Annotated in this window: 28 protein-coding genes; 16 read left to right on the top strand and 12 right to left on the bottom strand. The window is 62.8% G+C overall.

Annotated elements, in window-relative coordinates:
- The first annotated feature begins 61 nt into the window (after positions 1-61).
- The 8 genes from P3T43_RS24085 to mdcH are packed head-to-tail and all read left to right on the top strand — an operon-like array spanning position 62 to position 7,134.
- Entirely contained in the window at positions 62-841 is a 780-nt protein-coding gene (locus tag P3T43_RS24085) for a GntR family transcriptional regulator (protein WP_429283579.1), read from the top strand.
- Between the two features lie 8 nt (positions 842-849).
- Complete coding sequence (gene mdcA, locus P3T43_RS24090) at positions 850-2,526, top strand: malonate decarboxylase subunit alpha (protein ID WP_429283550.1); 1,677 nt, start codon at positions 850-852, stop codon at positions 2,524-2,526.
- Between the two features lie 2 nt (positions 2,527-2,528).
- Positions 2,529-3,494, top strand: coding sequence for a triphosphoribosyl-dephospho-CoA synthase (locus tag P3T43_RS24095; protein ID WP_429283551.1), 966 nt, complete (start codon positions 2,529-2,531; stop codon positions 3,492-3,494).
- Entirely contained in the window at positions 3,482-3,787 is a 306-nt protein-coding gene (locus P3T43_RS24100) for a malonate decarboxylase subunit delta (protein ID WP_429283552.1), read from the top strand. The genes P3T43_RS24095 and P3T43_RS24100 overlap by 13 nt, the downstream gene beginning before the upstream one ends.
- A complete protein-coding gene (locus P3T43_RS24105) occupies positions 3,784-4,680 on the top strand; it encodes a biotin-independent malonate decarboxylase subunit beta (protein ID WP_429283553.1) in 897 nt (298 codons plus the stop codon). The genes P3T43_RS24100 and P3T43_RS24105 overlap by 4 nt, the downstream gene beginning before the upstream one ends.
- Positions 4,677-5,492, top strand: a complete 816-nt coding sequence (gene mdcE / locus P3T43_RS24110) for a biotin-independent malonate decarboxylase subunit gamma (RefSeq protein WP_429283554.1) — start codon at positions 4,677-4,679, stop codon at positions 5,490-5,492. The genes P3T43_RS24105 and mdcE overlap by 4 nt, the downstream gene beginning before the upstream one ends.
- Positions 5,492-6,196 carry a malonate decarboxylase holo-ACP synthase gene (locus tag P3T43_RS24115; RefSeq protein WP_429283555.1) on the top strand — a complete coding sequence of 235 codons (705 nt, stop codon included), beginning with the start codon at positions 5,492-5,494 and terminating at the stop codon, positions 6,194-6,196. The genes mdcE and P3T43_RS24115 overlap by 1 nt, the downstream gene beginning before the upstream one ends.
- The gene (gene mdcH, locus P3T43_RS24120; RefSeq protein WP_429283580.1) at positions 6,196-7,134 is read left to right on the top strand and encodes a malonate decarboxylase subunit epsilon; all 939 of its coding nucleotides are present in this window, start codon (positions 6,196-6,198) and stop codon (positions 7,132-7,134) included. The genes P3T43_RS24115 and mdcH overlap by 1 nt, the downstream gene beginning before the upstream one ends.
- 43 nt (positions 7,135-7,177) lie before the next feature.
- On the opposite strand, the gene P3T43_RS24125 is transcribed toward mdcH, so the two are convergent.
- From P3T43_RS24125 to P3T43_RS24150, 6 genes are all read right to left on the bottom strand, one after another.
- Entirely contained in the window at positions 7,178-7,498 is a 321-nt protein-coding gene (locus P3T43_RS24125) for a type II toxin-antitoxin system PemK/MazF family toxin (protein WP_429283556.1), read from the bottom strand.
- Entirely contained in the window at positions 7,492-7,740 is a 249-nt protein-coding gene (locus P3T43_RS24130; RefSeq protein WP_429283557.1) for an AbrB/MazE/SpoVT family DNA-binding domain-containing protein, read from the bottom strand. Before P3T43_RS24130 ends, P3T43_RS24125 begins: the two co-directional genes overlap by 7 nt.
- A gap of 176 nt (positions 7,741-7,916) precedes the next feature.
- Positions 7,917-9,023 (bottom strand): galactofuranose ABC transporter, permease protein YjfF, encoded by a 1,107-nt coding sequence (yjfF, locus tag P3T43_RS24135; protein WP_429283558.1) that lies wholly within the window; start codon positions 9,021-9,023, stop codon positions 7,917-7,919.
- Positions 9,020-10,051, bottom strand: coding sequence for an ABC transporter permease (locus tag P3T43_RS24140; protein ID WP_429283559.1), 1,032 nt, complete (start codon positions 10,049-10,051; stop codon positions 9,020-9,022). The genes yjfF and P3T43_RS24140 overlap by 4 nt, the downstream gene beginning before the upstream one ends.
- Positions 10,048-11,649 carry a sugar ABC transporter ATP-binding protein gene (locus P3T43_RS24145; protein WP_429283560.1) on the bottom strand — a complete coding sequence of 534 codons (1,602 nt, stop codon included), beginning with the start codon at positions 11,647-11,649 and terminating at the stop codon, positions 10,048-10,050. The genes P3T43_RS24140 and P3T43_RS24145 overlap by 4 nt, the downstream gene beginning before the upstream one ends.
- A gap of 152 nt (positions 11,650-11,801) precedes the next feature.
- A complete protein-coding gene (locus P3T43_RS24150) occupies positions 11,802-12,788 on the bottom strand; it encodes an ABC transporter substrate-binding protein (RefSeq protein WP_429283561.1) in 987 nt (328 codons plus the stop codon).
- Positions 12,789-13,133: 345 nt separating this feature from the next.
- Between P3T43_RS24150 and P3T43_RS24155 the strand changes: the two genes are divergently transcribed.
- Positions 13,134-13,568, top strand: a complete 435-nt coding sequence (locus P3T43_RS24155) for a universal stress protein (RefSeq protein WP_429283562.1) — start codon at positions 13,134-13,136, stop codon at positions 13,566-13,568.
- 18 nt (positions 13,569-13,586) lie between these two features.
- Here the strand turns inward: P3T43_RS24155 and P3T43_RS24160 are convergent, their stop codons facing one another.
- On the bottom strand, positions 13,587-14,180 hold the full coding sequence (locus tag P3T43_RS24160) for an alpha-ketoglutarate-dependent dioxygenase AlkB family protein (protein WP_429283563.1): 594 nt from the start codon (positions 14,178-14,180) through the stop codon (positions 13,587-13,589).
- A complete protein-coding gene (locus P3T43_RS24165) occupies positions 14,177-14,368 on the bottom strand; it encodes a hypothetical protein (protein WP_429283564.1) in 192 nt (63 codons plus the stop codon). The genes P3T43_RS24160 and P3T43_RS24165 overlap by 4 nt, the downstream gene beginning before the upstream one ends.
- Here P3T43_RS24165 and P3T43_RS24170 point away from each other — a divergent pair.
- A complete protein-coding gene (locus P3T43_RS24170; RefSeq protein ID WP_429283565.1) occupies positions 14,367-14,951 on the top strand; it encodes a malonic semialdehyde reductase in 585 nt (194 codons plus the stop codon). The genes P3T43_RS24165 and P3T43_RS24170 overlap by 2 nt on opposite strands.
- 282 nt (positions 14,952-15,233) lie before the next feature.
- The gene (locus tag P3T43_RS24175) at positions 15,234-16,397 is read left to right on the top strand and encodes a metallophosphoesterase (RefSeq protein ID WP_429283566.1); all 1,164 of its coding nucleotides are present in this window, start codon (positions 15,234-15,236) and stop codon (positions 16,395-16,397) included.
- Between the two features lie 185 nt (positions 16,398-16,582).
- On the opposite strand, the gene P3T43_RS24180 is transcribed toward P3T43_RS24175, so the two are convergent.
- The gene (locus P3T43_RS24180) at positions 16,583-17,089 is read right to left on the bottom strand and encodes a hypothetical protein (protein ID WP_429283567.1); all 507 of its coding nucleotides are present in this window, start codon (positions 17,087-17,089) and stop codon (positions 16,583-16,585) included.
- 427 nt (positions 17,090-17,516) lie between these two features.
- On the opposite strand from P3T43_RS24180, the gene P3T43_RS24185 reads away from it, so the two are divergent.
- Positions 17,517-18,224 (top strand): MgtC/SapB family protein, encoded by a 708-nt coding sequence (locus tag P3T43_RS24185; protein ID WP_429283568.1) that lies wholly within the window; start codon positions 17,517-17,519, stop codon positions 18,222-18,224.
- 452 nt (positions 18,225-18,676) lie between these two features.
- On the top strand, positions 18,677-18,931 hold the full coding sequence (locus P3T43_RS24190) for a GlsB/YeaQ/YmgE family stress response membrane protein (protein ID WP_429283569.1): 255 nt from the start codon (positions 18,677-18,679) through the stop codon (positions 18,929-18,931).
- A 64-nt stretch (positions 18,932-18,995) separates the two neighbouring features.
- Here P3T43_RS24190 and P3T43_RS24195 read toward each other — a convergent pair whose 3' ends face one another.
- From P3T43_RS24195 to P3T43_RS24205, 3 genes are all read right to left on the bottom strand, one after another.
- Positions 18,996-20,510 (bottom strand): acetyl-CoA hydrolase/transferase family protein, encoded by a 1,515-nt coding sequence (locus P3T43_RS24195; protein WP_429283581.1) that lies wholly within the window; start codon positions 20,508-20,510, stop codon positions 18,996-18,998.
- Positions 20,511-20,678: 168 nt separating this feature from the next.
- Positions 20,679-20,915, bottom strand: a complete 237-nt coding sequence (locus tag P3T43_RS24200) for a hypothetical protein (protein WP_429283570.1) — start codon at positions 20,913-20,915, stop codon at positions 20,679-20,681.
- A gap of 165 nt (positions 20,916-21,080) precedes the next feature.
- Positions 21,081-23,252: an FUSC family protein gene (locus tag P3T43_RS24205; protein ID WP_429283571.1), complete on the bottom strand. Its 2,172-nt coding sequence runs from the start codon at positions 23,250-23,252 to the stop codon at positions 21,081-21,083.
- Positions 23,253-23,469: 217 nt separating this feature from the next.
- Here P3T43_RS24205 and P3T43_RS24210 point away from each other — a divergent pair, with 217 nt between their 5' ends.
- The 3 genes from P3T43_RS24210 (at position 23,470) to P3T43_RS24220 (ending at position 26,715) form a co-directional block, all read left to right on the top strand.
- Positions 23,470-24,474: a LysR family transcriptional regulator gene (locus P3T43_RS24210; RefSeq protein WP_429283572.1), complete on the top strand. Its 1,005-nt coding sequence runs from the start codon at positions 23,470-23,472 to the stop codon at positions 24,472-24,474.
- Between the two features lie 193 nt (positions 24,475-24,667).
- The gene (locus P3T43_RS24215; protein WP_429283573.1) at positions 24,668-26,062 is read left to right on the top strand and encodes a selenium-binding protein SBP56-related protein; all 1,395 of its coding nucleotides are present in this window, start codon (positions 24,668-24,670) and stop codon (positions 26,060-26,062) included.
- A 5-nt stretch (positions 26,063-26,067) separates the two neighbouring features.
- On the top strand, positions 26,068-26,715 hold the full coding sequence (locus tag P3T43_RS24220; protein ID WP_429283574.1) for a hypothetical protein: 648 nt from the start codon (positions 26,068-26,070) through the stop codon (positions 26,713-26,715).
- Positions 26,716-26,865 lie beyond the last annotated feature (150 nt).

Raw genomic sequence — 26,865 nt, forward strand, 5'->3', positions numbered from 1 at the left:
GCCCGAACCTCAGATTTACCCTCGTGCAAAACGCGCCATTTCATATATAATATTTGAACTTATGAACGACGCAACCGATGGTTTTCCCCTGGACAGCGCTTCGCGCGTCCCTTTTCTGCCCGAAGCGGTGACGCCGCGGGCCAGCACTTCACGCGTCATCGCGGACGCCTTGCGCACCGCGATCGTCGAAGGCACGCTGGCGCCCGGCGCCCCCTTGCGGCAAGACGCGATTGCCCGTCACTTCTCGGTCAGCGCAATTCCCGTGCGCGAGGCGTTGCGGCAGCTGGAAAGTGAAGGCTGGGCGAGAGTCGCCGTGAACAAGGGCGCCACGGTCGCGCCGCTGTCGGCGCAGGAAGCGCGCGAGATCTATGAAATCCGCTCGGCGCTGGAAAGTCTTGCCATCGGCCTAGCCATTCCGCAGCACACGGCAGCCACGCTGCGCGAGGCGGAAAAACTGTGTCACGCCGCCGAAGCCGAGCTAGACCCGTCGCGCTATGTGGCCCGCAACGAGGCGTTCCATATGAGCCTGTATGCGCCTGCCGCGCGTCCGCAACTCGAAGAGATGATCGCCACGCTGCACCGACGCGGCGAGCGTTATTTGCGGCTCAAATTCGGCCACCCCTTGTACAAGGACGAGTCCGATCGCGAACACGCCGCCATCCTCGATGCAGTGCGCAGCGGCGACATCCCCGCTGCACGTTCGCTCGTCACCGAGCATCTGCTCGGCACGGGCGAGCTGCTCTATCGTTTCCTGACCGAGCGCGCGCAGGCTGAAGCCGCGCAAGCCAACGGCCGCAAGCTGCGCGCAACGCGCGCGCGCACTCCAACCACCGGGAGCTGAATCCGCTGATGAATCCACAAGCCGAACCATCCCTTCACCCAGCCGCCCCTGCCGCGCGCTCGTGGACCACACTGCGCGACGAGAAAGCCCGCCGGCTTGCAACGGTCGCAACGTGGCTCGAAGACGGCGTGCTGCCGGCCGCGCGTATCGTCGATGCGCTGGAAACGCTGATCCGTCCCGGCGACCGCGTCGCGCTCGAAGGTGACAACCAGAAGCAGGCCGACTTTCTGTCGCGCTCTTTCGCCAAAGTCGATCCGCAAAAACTCCACGACGTGCACCTGCTGCTTTCCAGCATCAGCCGCCCTGAGCATCTGACGTTGTTCGAGCGCGGCATCGCGCACAAGGTCGACTTCGCCTTCGCCGGACCGCAGAGCCTGCGCGTCGCGCAACTGCTGGAAGACGGCCAGCTCGAAATCGGCGCGATCCATACTTACGTCGAGCTGTACGCGCGGATGTTCGTGGATCTCACGCCGAACGTCGCACTGCTGTGCGCGGAAAAAGCGGACCGCCACGGCAATCTCTACACCGGACCGAACACCGAAGATACGCCCACGATTGCCGAAGCCGCTGCGTTCCGGCACGGTATCGTGATCGTTCAGGTCAACGAAATTGTCGACGAATTGCCGCGCGTCGATATTCCGGGCTCGTGGGTGGACCTGGTCGTGCAGGCAGACCGGCCGTTCGCGGTCGAGCCGCTGTTCACGCGCGACCCGCGCCATATCGGCGACCTGCAGGTGCTGACCGCCATGATGGTGATTCGCGGCATCTACGAAGCGTATGAAGTGACGTCGCTCAATCACGGCGTCGGCTTCGATACCGCCGCGATCGAACTGCTGCTGCCGACCTACGGCGAAGCCCTCGGTCTGAAGGGCAAGATCTGCCGCAACTGGACACTCAACCCGCACCCCACGCTGATTCCGGCCATCGAGTCGGGCTGGGTCGAAAGCATGCATTGCTTCGGCAGCGAAGTGGGCATGGAGCAGTACATCGAGGCGCGTCCTGACGTCTTCTTCACCGGCCGCGACGGCAGCCTGCGCTCGAACCGCGTGCTGTGCCAGCTGGCCGGGCAATATGGCGTGGATCTGTTCATCGGTTCGACGCTGCAGATCGACGCGGACGCGAATTCGTCGACGGTGACGCGCGGCCGGCTTGCCGGCTTCGGCGGTGCGCCGAACATGGGACACGATCCGCGCGGACGCCGTCATTCGAGCGCTGCCTGGCTCAAGCTGCTGAAAGACCAGGGGCCGGTTTCGCGCGGCCAGAAGCTGGTCGTCCAGCTCGCCGAGACGTACAAGAAAGGTGGCGAGCCGACCTTCGTGGACGAACTCGACGCGGTCGCCGTCGGCGCGAAGAGCGGCATGCCGATCGCGCCGGTGATGATCTATGGCGACGACGTCAGCCATGTCGTCACCGAAGAAGGCATCGCTCATCTGCACAAGGCCGAAGGCATCGACGAACGGCGCGCCGCGATTGCGGCGGTGGCGGGCGTCACGCCGATCGGTTTGCGGGCGAAGCCGGAGAAGACCGCTGAATTGCGCCGGCGCGGCATCGTCGCGTATCCCGAGGATCTCGGTATCCGGCGCGGCGAAGCCAAGCGCTCGCTGCTGGCCGCGCGCAGCATCGACGATCTGGTCACCTGGTCTGGCGGGCTGTACTCGCCGCCGGCACGTTTCCGGAGCTGGTAAGCATGGCCACGCCCGCGCTCAGGCCGGTAGCGGCTAAACGACTATTGAACGTTGCCAGATTGGCGGCGGCTGAGGTGCTGCCGGTCGGACCAACGCTTGCCGATACGTGGCTTGCCCGGCTCGCCACCACTGCGTTGATCGACGAGGCACAACTCACCCCGAAGCCCGCGCTGGTGGATCGGCGCGGCAGCGGCGCGCATCGCGATCTCGATCTGGACCTCATGCTGTGCTCCGCGCGCGCGCTCGAGCCGACCTTCGCGGCGCTGTCCCGCGCCGCGCGCCACAGCGCGCCGTCAGCCACGCTGCGCGCCGAGCTGGCGCAAATTGGCCGCGCCGGCGAGCAGGTCATGATGCAGGCCACCGGCGGCAGCAATGCGCATCGTGGCGCAATCTGGATCGTCGGGTTGCTGGTGGCCGGCGCGGCGCTGGTCGACAGCCGCGTGCCCGTCGGGACGGCCGGCTTCGATCTCGCCTCGACGGTCTGTGCGTTGGCCGCCCAGATTGCCTGCTTCCCCGACCGCTTCGCCGCGCCCTCGGATAGCCATGGCGAACGCGCACGCCAGCGCTATCAGGTAGGCGGTGCGCGGCGTGAAGCGCAGGACGGTTTTCCGCACGTCGTCGCCATCGGCCTCCCAGCGCTGCACAAAGCACGCGCTCACGGCGCACCGGAAGACGCAGCCCGCCTCGACGCGCTGCTCGCGATCATGGCCTCGCTCGACGACACCTGTCTGCTGCATCGCGCTGGTCTGCCCGGCCTGCAAGCCGGCCAGCACGGCGCACGCCGCGTGCTGGAACTGGGTGGCAGCAGTACCGTCGCCGGCCGCGCCGCGCTCGCCGAACTCGACCGAGCGCTGCTGTCCCTGAACGCATCCCCCGGCGGTGCAGCCGATCTGCTCGCCGCCACTCTCTTTATCGACATGCTGGTGCATCGCGGCACCGGCGGGAGCCAAGCCTCATGGAAAATCTGACATTCGATTACCCGGCGCAACGCGCCGTTACGACCCGCGCGCACGTCGGCGTGGTGGGCTCGGGCGACCTCGAAGTGTTGCTGTCGCCGGCCGCTTCAATGACGGCGCACGTGATCGTGCGGACCAGCGTCGACGGCTACAGCCATATCTGGAAGAGCGTGCTCGACCGCTTCTTCACGCGCTATGACGGCGCCGCGCAGATCGAGATCAACGACTTCGGCGCGACACCTGGCGTCGTAGCGTTGCGCCTTGCGGAAGCGATCGAAGAAGCCGAACAGGGAGATCAGACATGAGCACCGTTGCCACTTCCGCGACACCTCTTCAACCGTCGCTCGTGCTGCATGACAGCTTCATCGAACTGCCCGCGCGTGAACGCGCGCGTGCGCTGCTCGATGCCGGCACGTTTCGTGAACTGCTGGGACCGTTCGACCGGATCGAATCACCGTGGCTGCCGTTGCAAGGCATCGTCTGCCAGGCGGACGACGGCTGCGTGATCGCCCGTGGCACGATTGACGGCGAACCCGCCGTGATCGCCGCGATCGAGTCCGCCTTCCAGGGCGGCAGCATCGGCGAGGTCTCCGGCAGCAAGATTGCCGCGGCGCTTGAACTCGCGCTGCGTGACTGCGAACGCGGCAAACCGGTTCGTCCGGTGGTGCTGTTCGAAACCGGCGGCGTCCGTCTGCAGGAAGCCAACCTGGGCCTCGCCGTGATTGCCGAGATCCAGGCGGCGATCGTCGCGCTGCGCCGGCATGTGCCGGTGGTTGGCGTGATCTCGGGGATGGTGGGTTGCTTCGGCGGCATGTCGCTGGCCGCCGCGCTGTGCTCGTATCTGGTCGTCACCAAACAGGGCCGGCTCGGCATGAACGGACCCGAAGTGATCGAACAGGAAGCCGGTATCGACGAACTCGATTCCAGCGATCGCCGCCATATCTGGCAACTGATCGGTGGCGAACAGCGGGCCCTGACGGGTCTCGCGGATGCCCTCGTCGAGGACGATCCCAATGCGCTGCGCGCAGCCGTACAACGCGCCTTTGCTCAAGGTGTCCCGGCGGCGCATCGGACCGAGCAGGTCGACCTCTACCTCGACCGGCTCGCGCAGATGGACCCGGCGCACGTCACACCTGAAACCATGCGGGCCGTGTTTCATGCGACCTCGGCAACCCCATCCTCCACGGAGCAATCATGAACTCACCCTCTCTCACGCGCGGCGCCCGCTGGTTTCGCGCGCTTGCCGGTGATTCTTCCACTGCTGCGCCGGCGTGGAGCGCCGATGCGGCACTCGGCAACGAAAGCGCGCACTTCTTTGCCATCGTCCCCGATCCGCAGAACCGCTTTCCGCGCGCAACGGACAACGTCGTCGGCCTGGAACAAGGCTGGCTGCTGGCCCGCGCGGTGCGCAAGGCAATGGCCGAGGACGCGCAAAGCGGCACGCGGCGCCCGATCGTCGCGATCGTCGATGTGAAAAGCCAGGCCTATGGCTACCGCGAAGAGACGCTCGGCATTCACCTCGCCTGCGCCGCCGCCGTGGACGCCTATGCAGCGGCACGCGACGCCGGTCATCCGGTGATCGCCCTGATTGTTGGGCCGGCGATGTCCGGCGCGTTCCTCGCGCACGGTTATCAGGCCAACCGGATCCTCGCATTGGATGCGCCCGGCACGATGGTGCACGCAATGGGCAAGGAAGCGGCCGCCCGCGTCACGCGCCGGACCGTCGAGGCACTCGAGGAACTCGGCGAGACCATTGTGCCAATGTCGTATTCAATGGCCTCGTTCGCCAGGCTCGGCCTGCTCGACGAACTGATTCAAGGTGTCGATGCCGATGCACCGAGCGCAGCGCAGATCGAGCAGGTGCGCGAAGCGCTGAGCGCTTCGGTGCGCAGCGCACGCGACGACAAGCCGGGCCTCTCGCACCGGCTTCAATCCGACACCGCGAAGAAGACGCGGGCGGCGTCGGTCGAAGTGCGGCTGCGTCTGGCGGAACAGTGGGACGCCGCCTGATGGAGACTGGCACCCGGACTTGCGCGGCACCGCCGTTTGCAGCCGGCGACGAGCGTCCATGCAATGTGCGCTGGCGGCCGCACGATCTGTTGCGCTTGCGTCGTCTCGCTTCCTTCGACAGCGAGCCCGACTGGGTTCGCGCCGCCTTCGCAGCGGCGCCGTTCGCGGTGGTCAGGCGCGCGCAGTCGGCGTTCGGCGTGATCGCCATTGGCGTGCGCGGCCACGGCCGCGCACAGCGTTATGGCACATGGGCCGAAGCGGCTGATGTCGAGGCGGTGATCGCCCCCGAGGACCTCGCAGACAGCTTGCCTGCCGACACCGAACGCCTCGCCCTGCCGGCCTTCGCCCTGTACGCTGATTTGCGTCGTGAGGCACAAAGCCTCGCCGCGTTTGCGTGGGGACCGACGGGAAGTGTGGGTTTCGAACTGGCGAGCGGCGTGCCTACCGTCACGGCGACGAGCGATCTCGATCTGCTGATCCGCGCGCCGCGACCACTCGCGCGCGAGCATGCCGGGCAGATCCTGAGCGAACTCGAATCGCACGCACAGCGGGCCGGAATTCGCGTCGACGTTCAGCTCGAAACGCCGGCAGGTGGCATTGCGCTCGCGGAATGGGCCGCTGGCAAGCCGCGAGTGATGGCGCGTCATGCTCAAGGTCCGCGGCTGCTTGCCGATCCGTGGACCGCACCTGCCGCGCCCACATGATGCTTGCTTTCCAGTTCCCCGGCCAGGGCGCGCAGTCGGCGGACTTCTTGCAACGATTGCCGCAGCACGCGGTGGTCGCTGCCACCGTCGACGAAGCGTCGCAGGCGCTCGGCCTCGACGTTCTCACGCTCGATACCGCCGACGCCCTGCGCTCGACCATTGCAGTCCAGATAGGGCTTGTCGTGGCAGGCGTTGCGATGGTTCGCCTGCTGGCCGATGCGCAGGTCACGCCCCATATCAGCGCGGGACTTTCGGTAGGCGCCTACGCGGCCGCGGTGAGCTGCGGCGCGCTCGAGTTCGCCGACGCGCTGCGCATGGTGCGCAAACGGGCCGAATTGATGGAATCCGCGTATCCGTCCGGCTACGGCCTGGCCGCGATTTCCGGCCTGACTGAGCGGCAGTTGGAAACGTTGGCTGCACAACAGGCGCAGGACGGTCTGCCGCCCGTCTATATCGGCAATGTCAACGCGCCCAGGCAGATCGTCATGGCCGGCTCGGACGCCGCGCTCGATGCCGTGATAGAACGTGCACTGGCCGCTGGTGCCCGCAAGGCGACGCATCTGGCGGTGAGTGTGCCGTCTCATTGCGAATTACTCGCGGACGCCGCCGCCGAATTGATCGACTACGCACGCGATGTGCCGTTTCATGCGCCACAAAGTGTCTATGTCGGCAATCGTGGCGGCCGGCCATTGCATACCGCAGCAGCGATCCGCGACGATCTCGCGACCAACATGCGTCAGACGGTTCGCTGGTTCGACGCGCTGACCGTCATGCTCGAAATGGGCGCTCAGGTCGTGGTGGAAGCGCCGCCTGGACAGGTATTGACCGACATCGTGCGCGAGCAGTGGCCGCAGACCACCGTGCTGGCTTTAAGCAACATCGCACCGGAGCGTTGGGCGGCGACCGTACGCCGCCGCTGCGGCGCGGCCGAAAGCTGAATGACGTTGCGGCGATGGGTCATCGCGGCGCGCACCCATCACATCACTCGACAAAAATCTCCTGCAGCGTCGACAACGCATTCGATAACGCCAGATCCGACACGGTCCCGGCCTTCTTCACCAGCCGCGTCTTGTCGACGGTGCGGATCTGGTCGAGCAGGATCAAACCCTTCTTGCGCAGAAACGTGAGCGGTACGCGGAAAGGTGCAGGTTTGCCCGCGGTGGTCATGGGCGCCACGATCACTGTGCGCAGATGATCGTGCAGTTCCGGCGGCGACACCACCACGCACGGCCTTGTCTTTTGAATCTCACTGCCAATCGTAGGATCGAGCGCAACCAGCCAGACCTCGCCGCGCGCTACCACACGAACCCCGCGTCATCCGCGTTAGGAAACTCGCCCATGACGAGGTCGTCGTCCCCTGCCGCCGCCAATGAACGGCTCGCGTCTGCCCAACCCGTGCGGGCCGGCTTCTGCGGGCGGCGCAATACCAATGTGTTCCCCTCTACCTGCATATCCACTTCGTCCTCCAGCCCCAGTTGGGTCAAGATGGGTTTCGGAATCAGTACGCCATGGGAATTGCCCATTCTGCGGATGGTCGTTTTCATGGCGTCACCTGAAGGGAAAATGCTAAGGGGTAAGCGAAAGAAAGTAAACACAATGTTATTACATGATAGCACGGCAAATGGCATAGGACGAATCGCACCGGGAGGCATCGCGGCTGACGCGTGAGTCCCCCGGTTTTCACTCAGGCCGCGCCGTTCCCCTCAACGGCCCATTCGCCTTACGCACCGCCCTCCTGCGGCACTCGTCCCGCCGTCTGCGAATCCGTCGCGCCCGCGTCGTGCCGCGCACGGTCGCGCGACGGCGTCACCACCACCGCACCCGCCGGACCGCCCGGCCGCCGCACCGAACGCGCGTGACGCTCGATCAAACGCTGCAGCAGGCAGAACGCGCACAGCAACGCGCCGATCACAATGCGTGTCCACCACGAGCTCAGCGTGCCGTCGAAGGTAATCAGCGTCTGAATCGTTCCGAGGATGCCGACACCGAACAGCGAGCCGATCACATAGCCGACACCGCCCGTCAGCAAGGTCCCGCCGATCACCGTTGCGGCAATCGCGTCGAGTTCCATGCCCTGCCCCTGCAATCCATAGCCGGACAGCACGTAGAACGTGAAGACCGCGCCGCCGAGCGCCGAACAGAAGCCGCTCAGCGCGTACACGCCGATCCGCGTGTGCGCCACCGGCAAGCCCATCAGCAACGCCGAGCGTGGATTGCCGCCGACCGCGTACACATTGCGTCCGAAGCGCGTGAAATGCGCGATGAAAATCGCGGCAAACAACGTCACCAGCGCGATCACCACATTGGCGCTCACCGAGCCGCTGCCGATCGGCAAACGGTAGGACGAGATCACCTTGAAGGTCGGATCGGTGATGGTGATCGACTGCGTGGTGATCAGGAAGCACAACCCGCGTGCGAAGAACATCCCGGCCAGCGTGACGATGAACGGCTGCAACCGGAAAAAGTGGATCAACGCGCCCTGCACCGCGCCGAATACCGCGCCCATCACCAGCACGACCGGCAGGATGATCCACACCGAGACATGCATGTGCTCGGACAGCACCGCCTCGACGATCGTTGTCAACGCAACCACCGACCCCACCGAGAGATCGATCCCGCCCGAGACGATCACAAACGTCATGCCAATCGCAACGATCAACAGGAACGCGTTGTCGATCAGCAGATCCAGCAGGACCTGCAGCGAGAAAAAGCCGGTGTACATCACCGAGCCGAAACCAAACAGCGCGCAGAACAGCAGGATGGTGACAGCGATCGGCAAGGTACGCGGATCGAAAATACGAGCCCATATTTCGACTAGCCGTTTCATCGGGCCACCCCGCGCGAGCTGAATAGCGACATCGCCAGCGCACGCGCTGAAGGCGACTGGATCACACTAACCACCAGCACCACCACCGCCTTGACGACAAGGGTCGCTTCGGGTGGCACGCCAATGGAATAGGTGGTGTAGGTCAGCGTCTGGATGATGAGCGCGCCGAGTACCGTTCCTGCGAGACTGAAACGGCCGCCCAGCAGCGAAGTGCCGCCGAGCGTCACCGCAAGAATGGCGTCGAGCTCCAGCAGCAGGCCGGCGTTGTTACCATCAGCACTGCGTACATTCGAGCTGATCAGAATGCCCGCGATGGCCGCCGTCAGCCCGGAAAACCCGTACACGGCAAACACGATGGCTTTCGAGCGCAGCCCCACCAGCCGGGTTGCCACCGGATTCACCCCGATCGCACGAATAAACAGTCCCAACGCCGTACCTTCGATAAGCAGTGCGGTCAGCAACACCGCAGCCGTTGCAATCCACACGGAAAACGGCACCGCCAGCAAATAGCCTCCACCGACGAACAGATAGCCAGGCGCGCCAATCGGAATGATCTGACCGCCGGTCAGCAATTGCGCTACTCCGCGGCCGGCCACCATCAGGATCAAGGTGGCGATGATCGGCTGCATGCCGACGAAAGCCACCAGCATGCCGTTCCACATCCCGCTCAGGATCCCGACGATCACCGCCGCGCCGAGCGCCTCCCCGATCAGTCCGGCACTCGGGAACGGCTGCGTGGCGAGAATGGTGGCCGCTGCGGCACCCGCAATCGCCACCACGGCGCCCACCGAAATATCGATGCCGCGCGTGGCGATCACCAGCGTCATGCCAGTCGCCACCAGAACGAGCGGAGCCACCCGATTCAGAATGTCGATTGGCGCACCGAACAGGTGACCGTCGAGCATGCGCAGCGACAGAAAATGCGGATTGACCCATAAATCCAGCAGGAACAGCAGGACGAGCGTCACGCACGGCCAGAGCAGCGGTCGCTCCGCACCATCGCGAGCGAACCAGTTCGAGAGTTTCATTCGGCGCTCCCCGCGATCAGTCGATAGATGTTGTCCTCGTTGGATGCGTTGCCCGCCACTTCCGCAATCTTGCGACGATCGCGCAACACCGCGACGCGGTGACTCACACGCAACACTTCGCCGACCTCCGACGAAATGAAGAGAATCGCGAGACCTCCCGCGCACAACGCGAGCATCCGGTCCATGATGTCAAACTTTGCGGCCACGTCGATGCCGCGGGTCGGTTCGTCGAGAATCAGCAATCTGGGCTCCGTTGCGAGCCAGCGCGCCAGCAGCGCTTTTTGCTGATTGCCGCCGGAGAGCAGACCGATCGGCTGTTCGGCGTCCGCCGCCTTGATGCCGAGCCGCTCGATCCACAGATCGGCCAGTTCACGGGCCCGCGAGCGGCTGATCTTGCGCAGCCAGCCGCGTTGCGCCTGAAGCGCCAGCAAAATGTTTTCGCGGATCGACAACTCGGCGACGATGCCTTCCTTCTTGCGGTCTTCCGGGCAATAGCCGATGCCGAGCGCCACCGCGTCGTGCGGCGAACGCAGACGCACCGCTTGTCCGCCGACGGTGATCGTGCCGCTGTCGGCACGGTCCGCACCGAACAGCAGGCGCGCAGTCTCCGTGCGTCCCGAGCCGAGCAGGCCCGCCAGACCGAGAATCTGTCCCGGCTGCACATCCAGGTCGACCGGCTGCATCATCCCGCGCCGCCCGACACCACGCAGTTCGACGAACGGCGGCACGGCCTGGCGCTCCGCAGGCGTTTCGTGCTCTGCCTCGCGAAGCCGGGTGCTCATACGTTCGTGTCCCACCATCTTCGCGACCAGTTGATCCGCCGACAGATCGCGCGCCAGGTATTCGCCCTCGCACTCGCCGTTGCGCATCACCGTGATGCGATCGGAGATGGCGTACGTCTGTTCGAGAAAGTGCGTCACGAACAGGATCGCGATACCCGATTGCTTAAGATGCCGAAGTATTTTGAACAGTTGCGCGACCTCGCTGTCATCGAGGCTCGAGGTAGGCTCGTCGAGAATCAGCACGCGCGCGTCGACCGAGATCGCCCGCGCGATCGCCACCATCTGCTGCACGGCGATCGGGTAGGCATCGAGCGACTTGGTGACATCCAGCGAGACGTCAAGACGCGCCAGCGCCGTCTGCGCGCGCCGCCGGATCTCGCGCCAGTCGATGGCGCCGAAACGTTTCGGCTGACGGCCCGCAAAGACGTTTTCCGCCACCGAGAGATTGGTACACAGATTGACTTCCTGGTACAGCGTCCGCACGCCGGCGGCTTCCGCCTCCTGCGGTGATCCAAAGGCCACCGCTTGACCGCCGAGACGCACGACGCCGCTATCGGGCGCGACAACGCCCGTCAGTACGTTGATCAAGGTGGATTTACCGGCGCCGTTCTGGCCCATCAGCGTGTGGACCTCGCCGGGGAACAGACGGAAGTTGACGTTTTGCAGCGCCTTGACGCCAGGGAACGTCTTGCTGACACCCGCGGTCGCCAGAATTGGCTCAATTTCTCCCGCTTGGGTGTTCGAATCGGCATGCGGCTGCGCCGCCAGGCCGCGACCACGGACGGGGTCGGACGGATCAGGTGTCGGGTGGGCCATAGACCTCGCTCGATGGGTGGAAAAGAGGCCGTCGACTGCAACCGCAGCCAGACGGCCAGGCACCGCTGGAGAAACTCTTTATGCCCTGTGCGTCAGATGACCGATTCTTTGATCGATTCGGTGCAGCCTCAGTCTCAGTTACGTCCTCAGGTTCAGTACTTGCGCGTCGGCAAGGTCTGCGCCGCAACGCTCTCGGGGAACACCGTCTCCTGCGTCAGAATCCGCTTCGGCAATTGCTTGCCGGCTACGACGTCCTTCACCGCCGACATCAGTTGCGGGCCCAGCAACGGGCTGCATTCCACGTCGACATTCATCTTGCCCGAGGCCATGGCCTGGAAGCCGCCCTTGGTTGCGTCGAACGAGACCACGGTGATGTCCTTGCCCGGGTGCATGCCGGCCTCTTCCATCGCCTGGATAGCGCCCAACGCCATATCGTCGTTATGCGCATAAACTACATTTATTTTATTTCCATAAGTTTTTATAAACGCTTCCATGACCTGCTTGCCACCGGCCAGCGTGAAGTCACCGCTTTGCGAGGCAATAATCTTGAACTTCGGATCGTTCTTGATGACCTCCATCAAGCCGGAGTGCCGGTCGTTCGCGGGCGCGGAGCCGACCGTTCCTTGCAGTTCGGCGATGTTGATGGGGCCTGGGTTGTTCTTGAAGTTATCTTCGAGCCAGTGACCGCCGCGCCGCCCTTCTTCCATGAAGTCAGAGCCGATCATCGTGACGTACAGCGACGTGTCCTTCACGTCGATGTTGCGGTCGGTCAGGATCACCGGGATTTTCGCGGCCTTCGCCTCGAGCAGGATCGGCTCCCAGCCGGATTCCACCACCGGCGAAAACGCGATCACGTCGACTTTCTGCGCGATATACGAGCGGATTGCCTTGATCTGGTTCTCCTGCTTCTGCTGGGCGTCCGAGAACTTGAGGTTGATCTTGGCGTCGGCAGCGGCCGATTTGATCGATTCGGTGTTGGCGGTCCGCCATGCGCTCTCGGCGCCGACCTGCGCGAAACCGAGGGTAATGGGCTTGTCCTGGGCATATGCGCCGGGCGCCGTAAGGCTGAGTGCCCCGATTCCCGTTGTGAGCGCGAGCGCGCCCAACACACGACATACCGCGCGTCGTGAATTCGCCATGACTGTCTCCTGATCGTTGTTGTGTTGGCGATCCGTGGCGGACTGAAGCCAGCCCTCGAAGGATCGTATTCAAGCGTAGTGGTTGGCGCCTTCAGCGTCCAATCATATGATTCGCGCTTCCGATACCAATTTTGGTATAGCGACCCGATTTGACGCGCAGAGTCGCGCATACCGGACTAGCGTCGGAAGTCAGTCATCCGTCATGTATGGCGACGCGTTTTTGACGCGATTTTTACGCGCTTGCTCACACTCTTTAGGTGCCCGGAACATCACTGCCACTACGCTTGATCGATCCCGCTGCAACCCGCGGACAGATCCAACGATCAATCAGGTAGATAACCGATCATGCTAAAACTGCTGGTTCCCGTAAGCCGCTCGGCGCGTTCGCTGCAAGCGGTGCGGCACGCCGCCTTCCTTTACAACGAACAATGTGCGTCCGAAGTCGTGCTGGTCAATGTGCTGCCGCCGCTCGGACCGACGCGTGTCGAAGCCTTCTATTCGCCTTCCGTGTTCCGCGCGCACGAAGATGCTTTCGCCGAAGCGGCCCTTAGTCGTGCCAGGCGCATTCTCGAAGATGCAGGCGTCAAGTACTCCGTAGAAATCCACGCGGGGCTGGTGGTGCCGACCATCGCGCATTGCGCGGATCAACATGGTTGCGACGAGATCGTGGTCGCCGCGCCGCGCAGGGGCCTGTTGCGCGACCTCGCGCGACTGGTCAACCGCAGTGTGCTGGACCAGTTGGTCAGGGTTTCCCGCGTGCCGGTCACCGCGGTCAATTGACGCTGGACATTGCCGCCGCTAGCGGCGCCCGGGCATGACCCAGCGAAACGTCAGGTTGATCCGCTCGCCGCTGACACGCGGCTCTCTAGGGACCCGGTGGCGCCACTCCGCCTGCGTGTTGCCGCGCATCACCAGAAGGCTTCCGCCCTTGAGCTGATACGACTGCACGGTTCCCGTCTTGTTGTGGCGCAGATCGAAGGTGCGCGCAACGCCCAGACTCACGGACGCAATCACCGGCTGCGCCCCTAACTCGCGCTCGTGATCGGCGTGCCAGCCCATGCTGTCCATGCCGTTGCGATAGCGGTTCAGCAGCACGCTATTGAAGCGGCATGCGCAGATCGTTTCGGCCGCCGTCTTCAGTTCGGCGACGGCTGGCGTCCATGCCTGCGGCACGTTGCGAATTCCGGAATAGACATAGATCGCGTCCGCTTCGCCTTGCCATGCCGTGAGACGCGGCAGCGCCACGCGGCCGCCCGGCGTGCCCATCGACTCCTGCTTCCAGGCGACTTCTTCGATGAGTTGCCGCAGCGTGCGCTCAGCCGCTTCGGGCGCGAGCCAGTCGGGATACCACGCCACGTCGGGCTTGGGGAGATCGTCAAACAGATCGTTCATGAGATAGCATGTTGCATGCGCAACAGCACGCTTTTGTGGGAAATGGCGTGTTTATTATGGAGCCAGTCGCCGCCGCGGGTCACGCATCCGGCTTGCGCTTTCTTTGAGCCGACCCACGCCCCGCCAATCGTGGGTTTCGCTCCCACCGCGATCCGATTTCTTTCTTCAGCGAGCCAATCATCCATCATGACGCTTTCCGACCATTCCCTGAACCAGCTCTTTCGCCACGCACGTACCCATAACGGCTTTCAGGCCAAACCGGTCGAAGACGCCCTTCTCGAACAGTTGGTCGAACTCGTTCTGCTCGGGCCGACGTCCGCCAATTCGAGTCCGGGCCGGTTCGTCTTCGTCAAGTCGCCCGAGGCCAAGGAAAAGCTGCGCCCCGCCCTTTCGGCCGGGAATCTCGAGAAGACGATAGCGGCGCCCGTGACGGTGATCGTCGCGATGGATATGGCTTTTTACGACCATTTGCCCAAGCTGTTCCCGCACGTCGATGCGCGCAGCTGGTTTGCGGGCAACGAAAAAACTATTGCCGACACCGCGTTTCGCAACGCGACACTGCAAGGTGGCTACATGATCATGGCCGCGCGCGCACTCGGGCTCGATGCAGGCCCCATGTCGGGCTTCGATAACGCCAAGGTCGACGAAGCATTCTTCGCCGGCACGACCGTGAAGTCCAACTTCCTCATCAATCTCGGCTACGGCGATCCGTCGAAGCTGTTCGCGCGCAGTCCTCGCTTTACGTTCGACGAAGCCGCCCGGATTGTCTGAAACTCAGGGCCCGGAGCGCAAGGCGGGTCGCGCCTCCGGTGAACAACGCGACGCCCGACATGATGGCGCCGGTCAGGGCACCGACACGGCACCTACAAGGCACCCACAGGGCAAACGCCCGCTGCGCCCGCGTCGCCGCCCGAATCTGGCCACGCACCGGGGACGCGTCGGCAGAGGCGAACACATGCCGGTAGAATGATCTGCCCTGCCGGCAATTCTGCATAGAACGCGCCAGAATCTTTGCGCGTTGGTCCGGCACCCCTTCCGCTTTCGCCCCCTGCTATGCGCCGCTCATCGTTCTTTGTTCGCTTTATTTGCATTGGCGTCCTGCTGCACGTGTACGTCGGTTTCCGCGTCATACCGGATCTGCCCACCGACGCCCCGGGTAAATGGCTGGCGGCGCTCTGGCTCGTGCTGTCGTGCCTGCTGATTCCGCTTGGCATGCTCGCGCGCACCATCAAGCGCCAGCCGCTCGCCGACCGGCTCGCCTGGGTCGGCCTGCTGGCGCTGGGCTTCTTCTCGTCGTTGCTGGTGCTCACGTTTGTGCGCGATCTGGCCATGGCCTCCCTCCTGACCGTCGACGCGATCTGGCCGCACGCCATCCCCGTGGCCACCTGGCGCATGGATTCGGCCGCGGCGGTGCCGCTGCTCGCGTTGTTGTCGACGGCGGTCGGGCTTTTCAACGCGCGGCGGCGGGCGCGTGTCGTCACAATCGACGTACCGATCGATGATCTGCCCGCCGCGCTCGACGGCTTCACGATCGTCCAGATCAGCGACATCCACGTAGGGCCGACTATCAAGCAGCGTTACGTGGACGCGATCGTCGATGCCGTCAACCGTCTCAAACCCGACCTGATTGCGGTGACCGGCGATGTGGTCGACGGCAGCGTGCCGCAACTGCGCGACCACACACGGCCACTATCGCGCCTCAGCGCCCGGCACGGTGCGTTTCTCGTTACCGGCAATCACGAGTACTACGCAGGCGCCGACGCATGGATCGACGAATTCCGCCGACTCGGCCTGCATGTCCTGCTCAACGAGCACGTGGTGGTTGAGCATGAAGGGGCCCGCGCGGTGATCGCCGGCGTAACCGACTATTCGGCCGCCCATTACGATCCGGCCCACCGCAGCGACCCCGCCGCGGCACTTGAAGGTGCTCCGGGCGACGTGCTGATCAAGGTGCTGCTGGCCCATCAGCCGCGTTCGGCGGAAGCCGCCGCCGAAGCGGGTTTCACGCTGCAGTTATCGGGGCACACGCACGGCGGCCAGTTCTTCCCATGGAATCTCTTCGTGCGCCTGCAGCAACCCTTTACCGCAGGGCTCGCGCGGCTAAACGGATTGTGGGTCTATACGAGCCGTGGGACCGGCTATTGGGGTCCGCCCAAGCGGCTTGGCGCGCCCTCGGAGATTACCCGGCTGCGTTTGGTGCCGGGTGAGATGAGCTGAAACCAGGCGCAAAGATAGGAACGCTTCTTCCTGCCTTAGGCAAACAGACACGATGAAGCAAACGATGCGAGCCGCGAAAAGATCGGGGACAAACAACGAGAAAGCGCGGCCATGAAAAACAAAATGCGCGCAGCGCCTCTAACAGCGCTCCGCGCACGCGGTGATGCCTACTCGACCCGGAAGCTCTATTGCGCCACAGGCGCCACAGCAACGCTCACTTGCGGCGCATAGGCGACTTCTACGTGCATCCCCGGCTGCAGGCTGCCAACCTTCACCGCGTCACGCCCCTGGATATGGAACACCGCCCCGTTAGGCCCCTTCAATTCGATCACGCCAGAAGCGCGATCGAGCGCCACGACTTCGGCGGTAACGTTCTGCGGTGACAACTGGACGCCGGCCGCGCCATGCGTCGGGCTTACCAGCGCGCTACGCACCATACGAACGTGGACCTTGGTGCCCTGGCGCAACTGGGCAAGGTTGCTGGTGTCGGTCACGGTAAACGACGCCTCGCCGCCATGCGCGTCGACCACGGTGACTGCGTGCTTTGCCTGCTCGACACCCTTCACGATGCCTTCGGCCTGCAAGACGCTGTTGCCTTCGAACGGTGCCGGCAGCGAGTCAGCCGCCGACGAAACAAGCGGAGCTACCGCGAGCAGTGCGCCGGCAACCATGCCGAGAGTTTTCTTGTTCATGCAATCCTCAATCAGGTCATAACGAAGAGAGAATCACGCCGCAGGCGCGCGTACAGATCGCACGCCACTTACTGGAAGCGCTCACACAAAGTTAGCGAGGGGCACTGAAGTGCAGTCGCCACGTGTAAAACGACGTATGGGCTGCACGGACATGATTCAACGAATCGGCGAGTTTGTTTTCCGGGATGAACCTTGTCAAGCTTCGGAGTCCGCATTTATTTTGAGACTGAACTGAACGGATTCGGATTCGGTACTCGGCGGCTAGTTCGTCCGACGTGTTATTGGCACAAGGATGGCCCTCGCTTGTGGCTTCGAAAAGCCTTACATCTTCCGCTCTTGTATGATTCGCAGAATTCCAGAGAATTCGCGATGCTGTCATGCGAGAGGTTCAAACTATGTGTTCAGGCACGCCTCGACGACTCATCCCATGACGCTTGAATTTGTATGGCGGCTGCTTGCCGCCTTCGCCTGCGGTGTGGCAATCGGCATTGAACGGCAGATGCGGCAGCGCACCGCCGGTCTGCGCACCATCACGCTCGTCGCGAGCGGCGCATGCCTGTTCGTCACACTCGGTGTCCTGACCGGCAATGGCACGGCCGGCGTCACGCAGATCGCCGCTTATGTCGTGTCCGGCGTGGGCTTCCTCGGCGGCGGTGTGATCATGCGCGACAAGGGCTCCGTCCAGGGCATCAACACGGCGGCTACCTTGTGGTGTTCGGCGGCCGTCGGCGTGTTGTGCGGTGCGGGGCACTTCGGCCCGGCGCTCGCCGGCACCGGCGTCGTGCTGCTGACCAATACCGTGCTGCGCGAAGTCAGCCGCACCATTAACGCGACGCCCGTTGCGAATGCCGATCTCGTGCGCGAGTACGTGCTGACCGTGGTCTGCCGGGACGAGGATGAGGTTCATATCCGCGCCGCGCTATCGAACTCGATGTATTCGATGCCGCTTTCTTTCCAAAGTCTGACGAGCGAGGACGTGACTGAACAGCCTGGCCGGATTCGCGTCACGGCAACCATCAAACTGCATCCGAAGGATCAGTCCAGGCTCGAGTTGATGGCAAGCCGCATCAGCATGGAAGCGAGCGTCTCGAGCGTCAGCTGGATCGCCAAAGAAGCGGAACCGACGCCGGAGTAGCACGGCCAACTGTTTTCGTGGACGGCCGCGCCCGGCACGTCCCGCGCTTTACACTTGCGGACATCCAGCAGCGAGGCATACGCCGCATACCGGCAAGTCCATGCCCTTGCGCGCGGCGACGGCTTCACCTATAACAACCGTAGACGAAGCGTCGCTGAATGTCTTGCCTCGACGAGAACGAAGTGCGCGGCTCAAACCGATGCTTCGTCTGCCTGTGCAGCCCGACACCGAGAACGAAATGAAACGAGCGACTGCGCCATCTATGCCCCCGCGTTCCGCCATGGCCGTTGCCACCGTGCATCCCGTTCCACGCTATCGCCTGCCTCGTGGTCTGTTTCGCCGCAAAACATTGAGACAATGTTAATTCTGTATCCTTAATATGGACTGCACCCCACCCTTGGACTAAGCTCTGTCACCGTGAATTTTTCACGTTCAACCATGGAGTCTCGATTATGGAACACGGCATCATTGCATGGCTCATCATCGGTGCAATCGCTGGCTGGCTGGCTGGCATCCTCGTCAAGGGCGGCGGTTTCGGGTTGATCGTCGATATCATCGTCGGCATTGTCGGCGCGTTTATCGGCGGTTGGCTTGCCGGTGTCCTGCACATTTCGCTCGGCGGCGGCTGGATCGGTTCGATCATCACGGCGGTGATCGGCGCAGTGATCCTGCTGTTCATCATCCGGCTGATCAGACGAGGCGCCTAGCGCGTGTCGCGTCAGGCGACGACCGTCGCCTGACCTCCCTAAGTCGTTTTTGTTGCGCACACAATCAAGTGTGCGCAGCGACCTCTTCCAACATCGAACCCGTTTCATTCAGGCGCATATGCCAGGCAAATGCCTGGTCCAGCCTGTGAGGCGTTTGGCCGCCCTGCAGCAACGCATCCTGGTAGTAGTCGCGCAGCATGTCGCGATAGAGCGGATGCACGCACTTCTCCATGATCAGCACGGCGCGTTCACGCGGCGCAAGCCCGCGCAGATCGGCGAGACCCTGTTCCGTGACCACCACGTCCACGTCGTGCTCATTGTGGTCGCAATGCGGCACCATCGGCACAATGCTTGAAATGCGTCCGCCTTTTGCAATCGACTTCGTCGCGAAGATCGCGCACGACGCATTGCGCGCGAAATCGCCGGAGCCGCCAATCCCGTTCATCATGTGTGTCCCGCCTACATGGGTGGAATTGACGTTGCCGTAAATGTCGAATTCAAGCGCAGTATTCAGTGCAAGCAAACCCAGGCGGCGGATGACTTCGGGGTGGTTACTGACCTCTTGCGGGCGCAACACGAGACGATCGCGGTAAAGGTCGAGATTGCAAAACACCTGCGCGTGCCGCGCGTCCGACAGCGTAATCGACGCGCCCGATGCGAAGGTGACCTTGCCCGCATCCATCAGGTCGAACGTCGAGTCTTGCAGCACTTCCGAATAGATTTCGAACGCTTCGAATGGTGATCTGACAAAGCCGGCCAGCACCGCATTAGCAATCGTGCCAATGCCCGCCTGCAACGGCGGCAGTCGCGCCGGCATACGGCCGCGAGATACTTCGTGCTGCAGAAATTCGATCAGATGGCCGGCGATCTGCTCGGTTTCTTCGTCCGCAGGCAAAACGGTCGACGTGCTGTCCGGCTTGTTCGTTATCACGATCGCGGCAATTTTCTCGGGCGGAATCTGGATGGCCGTGGTGCCGACCCGGTCGCGCGGATGAACGATTGGCAGTGGTTCACGGTTCGGACGGTGAGCGGGGATCCAGATGTCGTGCAGCCCTTCGAGCGCCAGCGGTTGCGCAAGATTGATCTCGACGATGACCTTGTCGGCGAGTATCGCGAAGCTCGCCGAGTTGCCTACAGACGTAGTAGGGACGATGCCGCCGGTTTCCGTGATCGCCATCGCTTCGATAATGGCGACATCGAGTTTGCCGAGCTGGTTGGCGCGCAGCATCTCCACCGTTTCGGAGAGGTGCTGATCGACGAACATCACTTCACCGCGATTGATGGCGTCACGCAACGTCTTGTCTACCTGAAACGGCAGACGCCGCGCCAGTACGCCCGCCTCGGTCAGCGCGCGGTCCACGTCGTGGCCTAGCGAAGCGCCGGTCATCAACGTGATGCGCAATGGTTTGTCCTCCTGACGAGCCCGCTCGGCCAACGCAATGGGCACCGCTTTCGCGTCGCCGGCGCGCGTGAAGCCGCTCGCGCCTACGCGCATACCGTCATGAATCAGCGAGGCCGCGGCAGCAGCCGAGGTGACTTTTCCGCGTACTGCGGCACAACGAATCCGGTCTTCGTACATGCTATTCACCTCTCTCCATGAACAACCCTCCAGCCTGGCCACGCGTACGTTTTCTACGAGACCGGATGAGGCGTCAGTTTGCCGCACCTTGTAGGTGTGTCCCGCGACAAGAGCCGCACCTGCAAGGAATAGATCGCACTACAGATCAACGACCGCAGAACGCGTTTCCTAGCTGCCGAAGAACACGTTGCAGAAGCTCACCGGGCCGACGCACTCCGCTGCCCTTTTCGCCCGCACAGCGGCGCGGTCTTTCTGAGCGGCATCGCGCGAGGGTTGCGCGTGGTATTGCTGCTGGTCTTGCGCGACCTGTTGTACGTCGCCCACGGGCGCCGCGGTTTGTGCTTGAGCCGCCACAGCCACCGCGGACAGGGAGCAGGCAATCAGGACCATCTTTAACACTTTCATTCTGTTTTCTCCGGCAATTTCGACACTGACGATCGCGCCTCGTGGGCAATCCGCTTGGAGGATTGCGAGGCAGTGATCGAACTATATGGCCGGAATGCGGACGGATAAACGGCCGCATCTGGAAGGCATTGTTCCAACTGGCAGAGGGATCGAACCCGGTATTGATTAGCGCGCGTTGAACGGCGCGTCTTTATCGAGCAAGGCGGTACGAATGAAATGCAGGCAACCGAGCATGCGCTGCAGATCATGTCGGCGCTCGCGCTCTGCGTGGACGATTTCGAGCAGCGCCTGCGCCGCCGCGATCATCTCGCGTACCGACGCCAGCACGCGCTCCAGGCGGCGCGGCTGCGGCTGCTGGAACAACTCTGCGATATCGCTATTCATCTGCTCAAGGCAAGCGTTCCAGCGCGGCTGCAATGCCTGCGCATAGTCCGCGTGAACCGCTTCGTTACGCAGGTCGATCACCGCATGCCCTACTTCGAGCGTGACGAGCATCCATCGCAATGCCTCGCGATGCTGGCGCGAGCGCTTCGTCAGCAGCACGCGCAACTGCGCCATCAGATCGTAAGTACTCGACTGAAAATATTGACTCCGTCCACGTAATTCGCCCTTGCAGGCGAGCCCGACCTGAGATCGCAAGCTGCCTTTGATCCTGTCGACCAGCCACGGCATCTGCGCAGGGAAAATCACGGCAAACGCCAAGGCCGCGACCAGCATCGCCGCCACGATGGCCATGCCGTTGTTGATCAGGAGATCGGGCTGGTAACTCACGACGTTGTCGGGGCCGGCCAGCAAGCAGAAAAACACCGAAAAGCCCACGCCGTAGCCAGCCATGCCCGGGCGCATCGCCATGAACCCGCCGAATGCCAGCACAGGCGCGAGCGTTGCGCACAGCAGCGGAAAGCCGTCGATGTTCGGATACACATAGCAGGTGAACAGATAGCCCACCACCAAGGCGAAGACTGCGCCAATGGCCATCTGCAGTGTCATCTTCGAGGCATTCGGCGCGGTCGACGTCAATGCACACGCGAGCGCCGCGCCGATGACTGCGAGCCCGCCGCTCGGCCAGTTGGTTTCGATCCAGAACCCGCCGACAATCGCCATGACGACCACCGTGCGCAGGAACGTGAACCCGATCACGAAGCCATTCGTTGTACTGACGTAGCGAACGGTCTGCCGCTCCTTGCCAGGCGTACGTTCCCCAAGCGATGCATAGGTCTCCGTATAACGGATGAACTCGCCCACGAAGCGATAGAGCAGCTCGGCCGAAGTATCGAAGTCGGCCAGCATGTCCGGCTCCAAAGCGCGCAGTGGCTCACGCGTCTGCCGCATGCGACGCGGCAGCATGGCCTGAAAGATCCGCAAGTGGACGGCCGCGCGCGCTGCATGCGAAGCGTTGATAGTCTGCGCATTCACGCGCGCCAATATGCCCGACAGTTCCTCGAAATATGGGGTCGTTGCGTCAACAATCGGGCTCGGGCCGCCACCGTTTAGTCGTTTCAGCAGTTGATGCAAGGCGTGCAGGCGGGCGCAAACATCCATGAACTCACTGTTCAGGCGTGCCAGTTGCCGGCTGCGCGACCGCATGCCCGGGTCTTCGAAAGCGGCGAAGCTGCGGCTCGCCTCGAAGCCCACAATCCCATCGACGAGGTCGGCAAAACGTCCCTCGAACACGCCCCGCTCGACCGCACCCGCCAGCACCTGCGCGGCGAACGCAGTAATATCCAGACACCTGTCGCGCAAGGCGCGTTGCAGCAGGAGGCTCGACCTTTGGGGCACGATCAACGCGCTGACGGCGCTCGAACAGACAATGCCGACTGCGACCTCCGCGGCACGCGTGAGCGCGCCAAGAAACAGACTGTTCGGTTCCATCACCGTCGGAATGCCGATCAGGGCAGCGGTGTAACCCGCCAGCACGAACCCATACCACTGAAAATGCCGATACCGGACCGCCGCCGCAATACAGGCACCTATCCAGCATGTCAGCCCAAGCATGTAGAGCTCAGGCTGCTGCACGAGAATCGCCCCCAGCGCGAGCGCGGCGATGGTTCCCGCCGCCGTTCCGATGATCCGATAAAAGCTTTTGGCGAGCACCATGCCGCTGAACGGCTGCATCAGTACGAATACCGTCGTCATGGCGGTGCGCGGCTGCTGCAGTTGCAGCAGCATGGCAATACCCAGGGCAAGCAGCGCCGCGCACACCGTCTTGAACAGGTGAAGCCAGACGAGGCCGTCGCCCGTCGCCCAGTCACGGGCGGCTGCCGCGGTCGCCCGCAACGCCGGTGTCCATGGCCGATGCAGGTGAGACGTTCGCTGGAGCAGATGCTGGCGTTTCATGCAAACAAAACCACGACCCGTACTATTGTTCAAACTGGAAAGAACGCCGGAGGTGACATTGCACGGACCGGCTGGCAAGGGCCCGATTGTAGGAGCCTGGGGGGCGCACATTAATGGCACAGGTCAGGAACGTCCATTGCAGATCGAACAACAATCATGTTGCGCGACGGGCGGACAATAGCGGCCTTCACTCGAACATGTCGAACCAGAAGGACTGATGGATACGCTACAAAATATGCGCGTGTTCGCACGCGTGGTGGAAGCCGGCAGCTTTACGGCCGCCGCGCAGTCGCTTAATTCGACGACCGGCGCGATGTCACGAGCCGTGTCAGAACTCGAAGCCCATCTGCGTACCCGCCTGATGAACCGCTCGACCCGGCGCCTCGCCCTGACGACTGCCGGCGAACGCTACCTGAAGCGTTGCCGGCAGATTCTCGCTGACGTGGACACAGCGGAAGAAGAAGCGAGTTGCGCGCACGAACGCCCTACCGGGGCGCTGCGCATGCACAGCTTCGCGAGCATCGGTCAACATTACGTGCTGCCGGCGATTTCACGTTATCGCGCGCTTTATCCGGAAGTCACCGTCGAATTGACGCTGTCGCAACGTATGCCGGACCTGTTCGAAGGCAGCAGCGATGTGTCGGTGGTCACGGCCTCGAGCTTGCCGAATTCGGATCTCGTGTCGCTCCTTCTGGGCGCTACGTTCAACATCCTGTGTGCATCGCCTGCCTATCTGCGCGCGCATGCGGCGCCGAAGCAACCTCGCGACCTCGCGCAGCATGAATGTCTGATCCTGCAGACACCGGCCTTTCCCGCCAACGATTGGCTGCTCGAAGGCCCCAACGGCACTGAGTTGATGGAAGTCAGCGGGTCGGTGCAGGTGAATATCGCGGAGTCGCTGGTGGTGGCAATTCGCGAGGGCATGGGCATCGGCACGCTGCCGCTCTATGCCGCAATCGACGGGCTGCGCGACGGGTCGATGGTGCGGGTTCTGCCGGAATTCACGCTGCAGCAGATGAACATTTATGCGCTCTATCCCTCGCGCAAGTTTATCGACGCCAAGACACGCACATGGGTCGAATTCTTGCGCGCGCATATGCCGAAGGTCATTGCCCGCGATGAGGCGTGGCTCGCTGAAATGGCACAGGTCGATCCGATTGACGGGCTGGCGGCGACGCACAGCGGCCCGATCGTCGAAGCGGACCGGCCGCTGGAGCGTTGACCTGCAATGCGTTGGGGTATGAAGCTTGAGGTATCGGTCGTCCGTATTGCCTTGTAACTGGCTTTAATCACGTCGGTCGAGAATATGCTTATTCCGGAATTAACTTTGCGCCAGATTTAAAGCAACTACAGTTCTTGTTGGCTAGTTGTACCGCCCCGATTCGCAATTTGCACCGATACGGAGGAGGAACATCATGGGCATCTGGACGCCGGACCCGAGTTTTTACCCGTCACCGCGCCTTGCATCGCAGGCGCCGCCCGAAAAGCTCGCTTATGTTGCGGCGTTCGATCCCGATCGCATTCGGCCGGATGCGATTGCCGTGGTCGATGTCGACCCCGCCTCCCCGGACTACGCGCGTATCGTCGGCAACGTTTCGATGCCGCACTCGGACGACGAACTGCATCACTTCGGCTGGAACGCCTGTTCCTCATGCCTTTGCCCAAACGCGCCGCACCCGCATACCGAGCGGCGTTACCTGGTCGTGCCAGGGTTGCGCTCCTCGCGGATCTATATCCTCGATACGAAACCCGACTCGCTGAATCCGACCATCATCAAGGTAATCGAACCGGAGACGATCGCGAGCCGCACCGGCTATACGCGTCCGCATACCGTGCACTGCGGTCCAGGCGGTATCTACGTGACCGCGCTCGGGAGCGTCGACGGTGGTGCGCCGGGTGGCATTTTCCTGCTCGATCCGACGAGCTTCGAGCCGCTCGGCCGTTGGGAAGTCGACCGCGGACCACAACAGTTGGCCTACGACGGCTGGTGGCACCTTGGCTACGACACGCTCGTGACCAGCGAATGGGGCACGCCGGATACGTTTGAAAACGGCTTGATTCCGGAAGTGCTTCTGGGAGCACGGTATGGCCGCCGCTTGCATTTCTGGGATTTCACGCGCCGCAAGCATCTGCAGGAAATCGACTTCGGACCGGAATATCAGCTGGTCTTTGAACTGCGGCCGGCGCACGACCCGACCAAGCCGTATGGTTTCGTCAATTGTGTGATTAGTCTGAAGGACCTGTCGTCGTCCATCTGGACCTGGTATCGCGACAAGAACACGTGGGCCGTGCGCAAGATCATCGATATTCCGGCCGAGCCTGCCGACCCCGCGTTGCTGCCGCCCATACTCAAATCGTTCGGTGCCGTGCCGCCGCTGGTGAGCGACATTGATCTATCAATGGACGATCGCTTTCTCTATGTATCCTGCTGGGGCACGGGTGACATGCTGCAATACGATGTGTCCGACCCGTTCGCGCCGAAACTGGTGGGGAAAGTGCGGCTCGGCGGCATCGTTTCACGGGCGACGCATCCGGGCGCGTCGAACGGAGCGCTCAACGGCGGTCCGCAGATGGTCGAAGTCAGCCGCGACGGTAAGCGGATCTACTTCACGAACTCGCTTTACGGGGCGGTCGACACGCAGTTCTATCCGGAAGGCATTGATGGCTGGATGGTCAAACTGGATGCAGGACCGGATGGCGGACTCACCTTCGACGACAAGTTTTTCCTCGCCTGGCCCGAAGGTCATAGACCGCATCAGATTCGTCTGCAAGGCGGTGACTGCTCATCCGATTCGTACTGCTACCCCTGATCAGCATGACTCTGCCGACCTCGTCATGGTGGACATGGCTCGTAGTAGCCGCACTCGGAACGTTTCATGGCCTCAATCCGGCCATGGGATGGTTGTTCGCGGTTGCCCTTGGTTTATATCGACGTAGCCGCCGGGTGGTTTTGCTCTCGCTCGTGCCGATCGCGCTGGGGCATGCACTCGCTGCCGGTAGCATGTTGATGGCGGGGCTATCGCTGAGGATGGTGGTCGATCACACGATACTGAATCGGATGTGCGGCGCCTTGCTGATTGGTTGGGCGGCATGGCACGCCGTGCGCGGACATCGAATGCGGCCATTGGTCGGCATGCAAACTGGCTTTGCCGGTCTGACGGTTTGGTCGTTTGCGATGGCAGGTTCGCATGGCGCCGGCCTCATGTTGATTCCCGCGCTCATGCCAATATGCAGTGCGCTGCCCAACGCGATGGGGGCATCCGCAAGCGGCGGATCGACCGCTACGCTTGCAGCGGCCGCTTTGTGTGTGCACAGCGCAGCAATGCTTTTGACGACCGGGGTGATCGCGCTAGCCGTTTTTGACCACTTCGGCGTAGCCGGCCTGCGCACCAAGTGGCTCAACTTTGATCTACTTTGGAGCGGGACGCTGGCAACATGCGGGGTCATCCAGCTTGCGTTGTGAAGAAACGAATCTTGATGAGGGATGAAGGAATGGGTTGTTTTCTGGCGCGTAAACACAGAAACCCCACCTTGTGGGGTGGGGTTTCTGTTGCTGCTAGGGAGCCTGACGATTACCTACTTTCACACGGGTAATCCGCACTATCATCGGCGT

Source organism: Paraburkholderia sp. GAS41 (assembly GCF_050436545.1).
Taxonomy (GTDB): domain Bacteria; phylum Pseudomonadota; class Gammaproteobacteria; order Burkholderiales; family Burkholderiaceae; genus Paraburkholderia.

Coding starts and splice junctions, on each gene's coding strand:
- P3T43_RS24085 (WP_429283579.1), top strand. CDS start 62: ATGAACGACGCAACCGATGGTTTTCCCCTGGACAGCGCTTCGCGCGTC.
- mdcA (WP_429283550.1), top strand. CDS start 850: ATGAATCCACAAGCCGAACCATCCCTTCACCCAGCCGCCCCTGCCGCG.
- P3T43_RS24095 (WP_429283551.1), top strand. CDS start 2,529: ATGGCCACGCCCGCGCTCAGGCCGGTAGCGGCTAAACGACTATTGAAC.
- P3T43_RS24100 (WP_429283552.1), top strand. CDS start 3,482: ATGGAAAATCTGACATTCGATTACCCGGCGCAACGCGCCGTTACGACC.
- P3T43_RS24105 (WP_429283553.1), top strand. CDS start 3,784: ATGAGCACCGTTGCCACTTCCGCGACACCTCTTCAACCGTCGCTCGTG.
- mdcE (WP_429283554.1), top strand. CDS start 4,677: ATGAACTCACCCTCTCTCACGCGCGGCGCCCGCTGGTTTCGCGCGCTT.
- P3T43_RS24115 (WP_429283555.1), top strand. CDS start 5,492: ATGGAGACTGGCACCCGGACTTGCGCGGCACCGCCGTTTGCAGCCGGC.
- mdcH (WP_429283580.1), top strand. CDS start 6,196: ATGCTTGCTTTCCAGTTCCCCGGCCAGGGCGCGCAGTCGGCGGACTTC.
- P3T43_RS24130 (WP_429283557.1), bottom strand. CDS start 7,740: ATGAAAACGACCATCCGCAGAATGGGCAATTCCCATGGCGTACTGATT.
- yjfF (WP_429283558.1), bottom strand. CDS start 9,023: ATGAAACGGCTAGTCGAAATATGGGCTCGTATTTTCGATCCGCGTACC.
- P3T43_RS24140 (WP_429283559.1), bottom strand. CDS start 10,051: ATGAAACTCTCGAACTGGTTCGCTCGCGATGGTGCGGAGCGACCGCTG.
- P3T43_RS24145 (WP_429283560.1), bottom strand. CDS start 11,649: ATGGCCCACCCGACACCTGATCCGTCCGACCCCGTCCGTGGTCGCGGC.
- P3T43_RS24150 (WP_429283561.1), bottom strand. CDS start 12,788: ATGGCGAATTCACGACGCGCGGTATGTCGTGTGTTGGGCGCGCTCGCG.
- P3T43_RS24155 (WP_429283562.1), top strand. CDS start 13,134: ATGCTAAAACTGCTGGTTCCCGTAAGCCGCTCGGCGCGTTCGCTGCAA.
- P3T43_RS24160 (WP_429283563.1), bottom strand. CDS start 14,180: ATGAACGATCTGTTTGACGATCTCCCCAAGCCCGACGTGGCGTGGTAT.
- P3T43_RS24170 (WP_429283565.1), top strand. CDS start 14,367: ATGACGCTTTCCGACCATTCCCTGAACCAGCTCTTTCGCCACGCACGT.
- P3T43_RS24165 (WP_429283564.1), bottom strand. CDS start 14,368: ATGATGGATGATTGGCTCGCTGAAGAAAGAAATCGGATCGCGGTGGGA.
- P3T43_RS24175 (WP_429283566.1), top strand. CDS start 15,234: ATGCGCCGCTCATCGTTCTTTGTTCGCTTTATTTGCATTGGCGTCCTG.
- P3T43_RS24180 (WP_429283567.1), bottom strand. CDS start 17,089: ATGAACAAGAAAACTCTCGGCATGGTTGCCGGCGCACTGCTCGCGGTA.
- P3T43_RS24185 (WP_429283568.1), top strand. CDS start 17,517: ATGACGCTTGAATTTGTATGGCGGCTGCTTGCCGCCTTCGCCTGCGGT.
- P3T43_RS24190 (WP_429283569.1), top strand. CDS start 18,677: ATGGAACACGGCATCATTGCATGGCTCATCATCGGTGCAATCGCTGGC.
- P3T43_RS24195 (WP_429283581.1), bottom strand. CDS start 20,510: ATGTACGAAGACCGGATTCGTTGTGCCGCAGTACGCGGAAAAGTCACC.
- P3T43_RS24200 (WP_429283570.1), bottom strand. CDS start 20,915: ATGAAAGTGTTAAAGATGGTCCTGATTGCCTGCTCCCTGTCCGCGGTG.
- P3T43_RS24205 (WP_429283571.1), bottom strand. CDS start 23,252: ATGAAACGCCAGCATCTGCTCCAGCGAACGTCTCACCTGCATCGGCCA.
- P3T43_RS24210 (WP_429283572.1), top strand. CDS start 23,470: ATGGATACGCTACAAAATATGCGCGTGTTCGCACGCGTGGTGGAAGCC.
- P3T43_RS24215 (WP_429283573.1), top strand. CDS start 24,668: ATGGGCATCTGGACGCCGGACCCGAGTTTTTACCCGTCACCGCGCCTT.
- P3T43_RS24220 (WP_429283574.1), top strand. CDS start 26,068: ATGACTCTGCCGACCTCGTCATGGTGGACATGGCTCGTAGTAGCCGCA.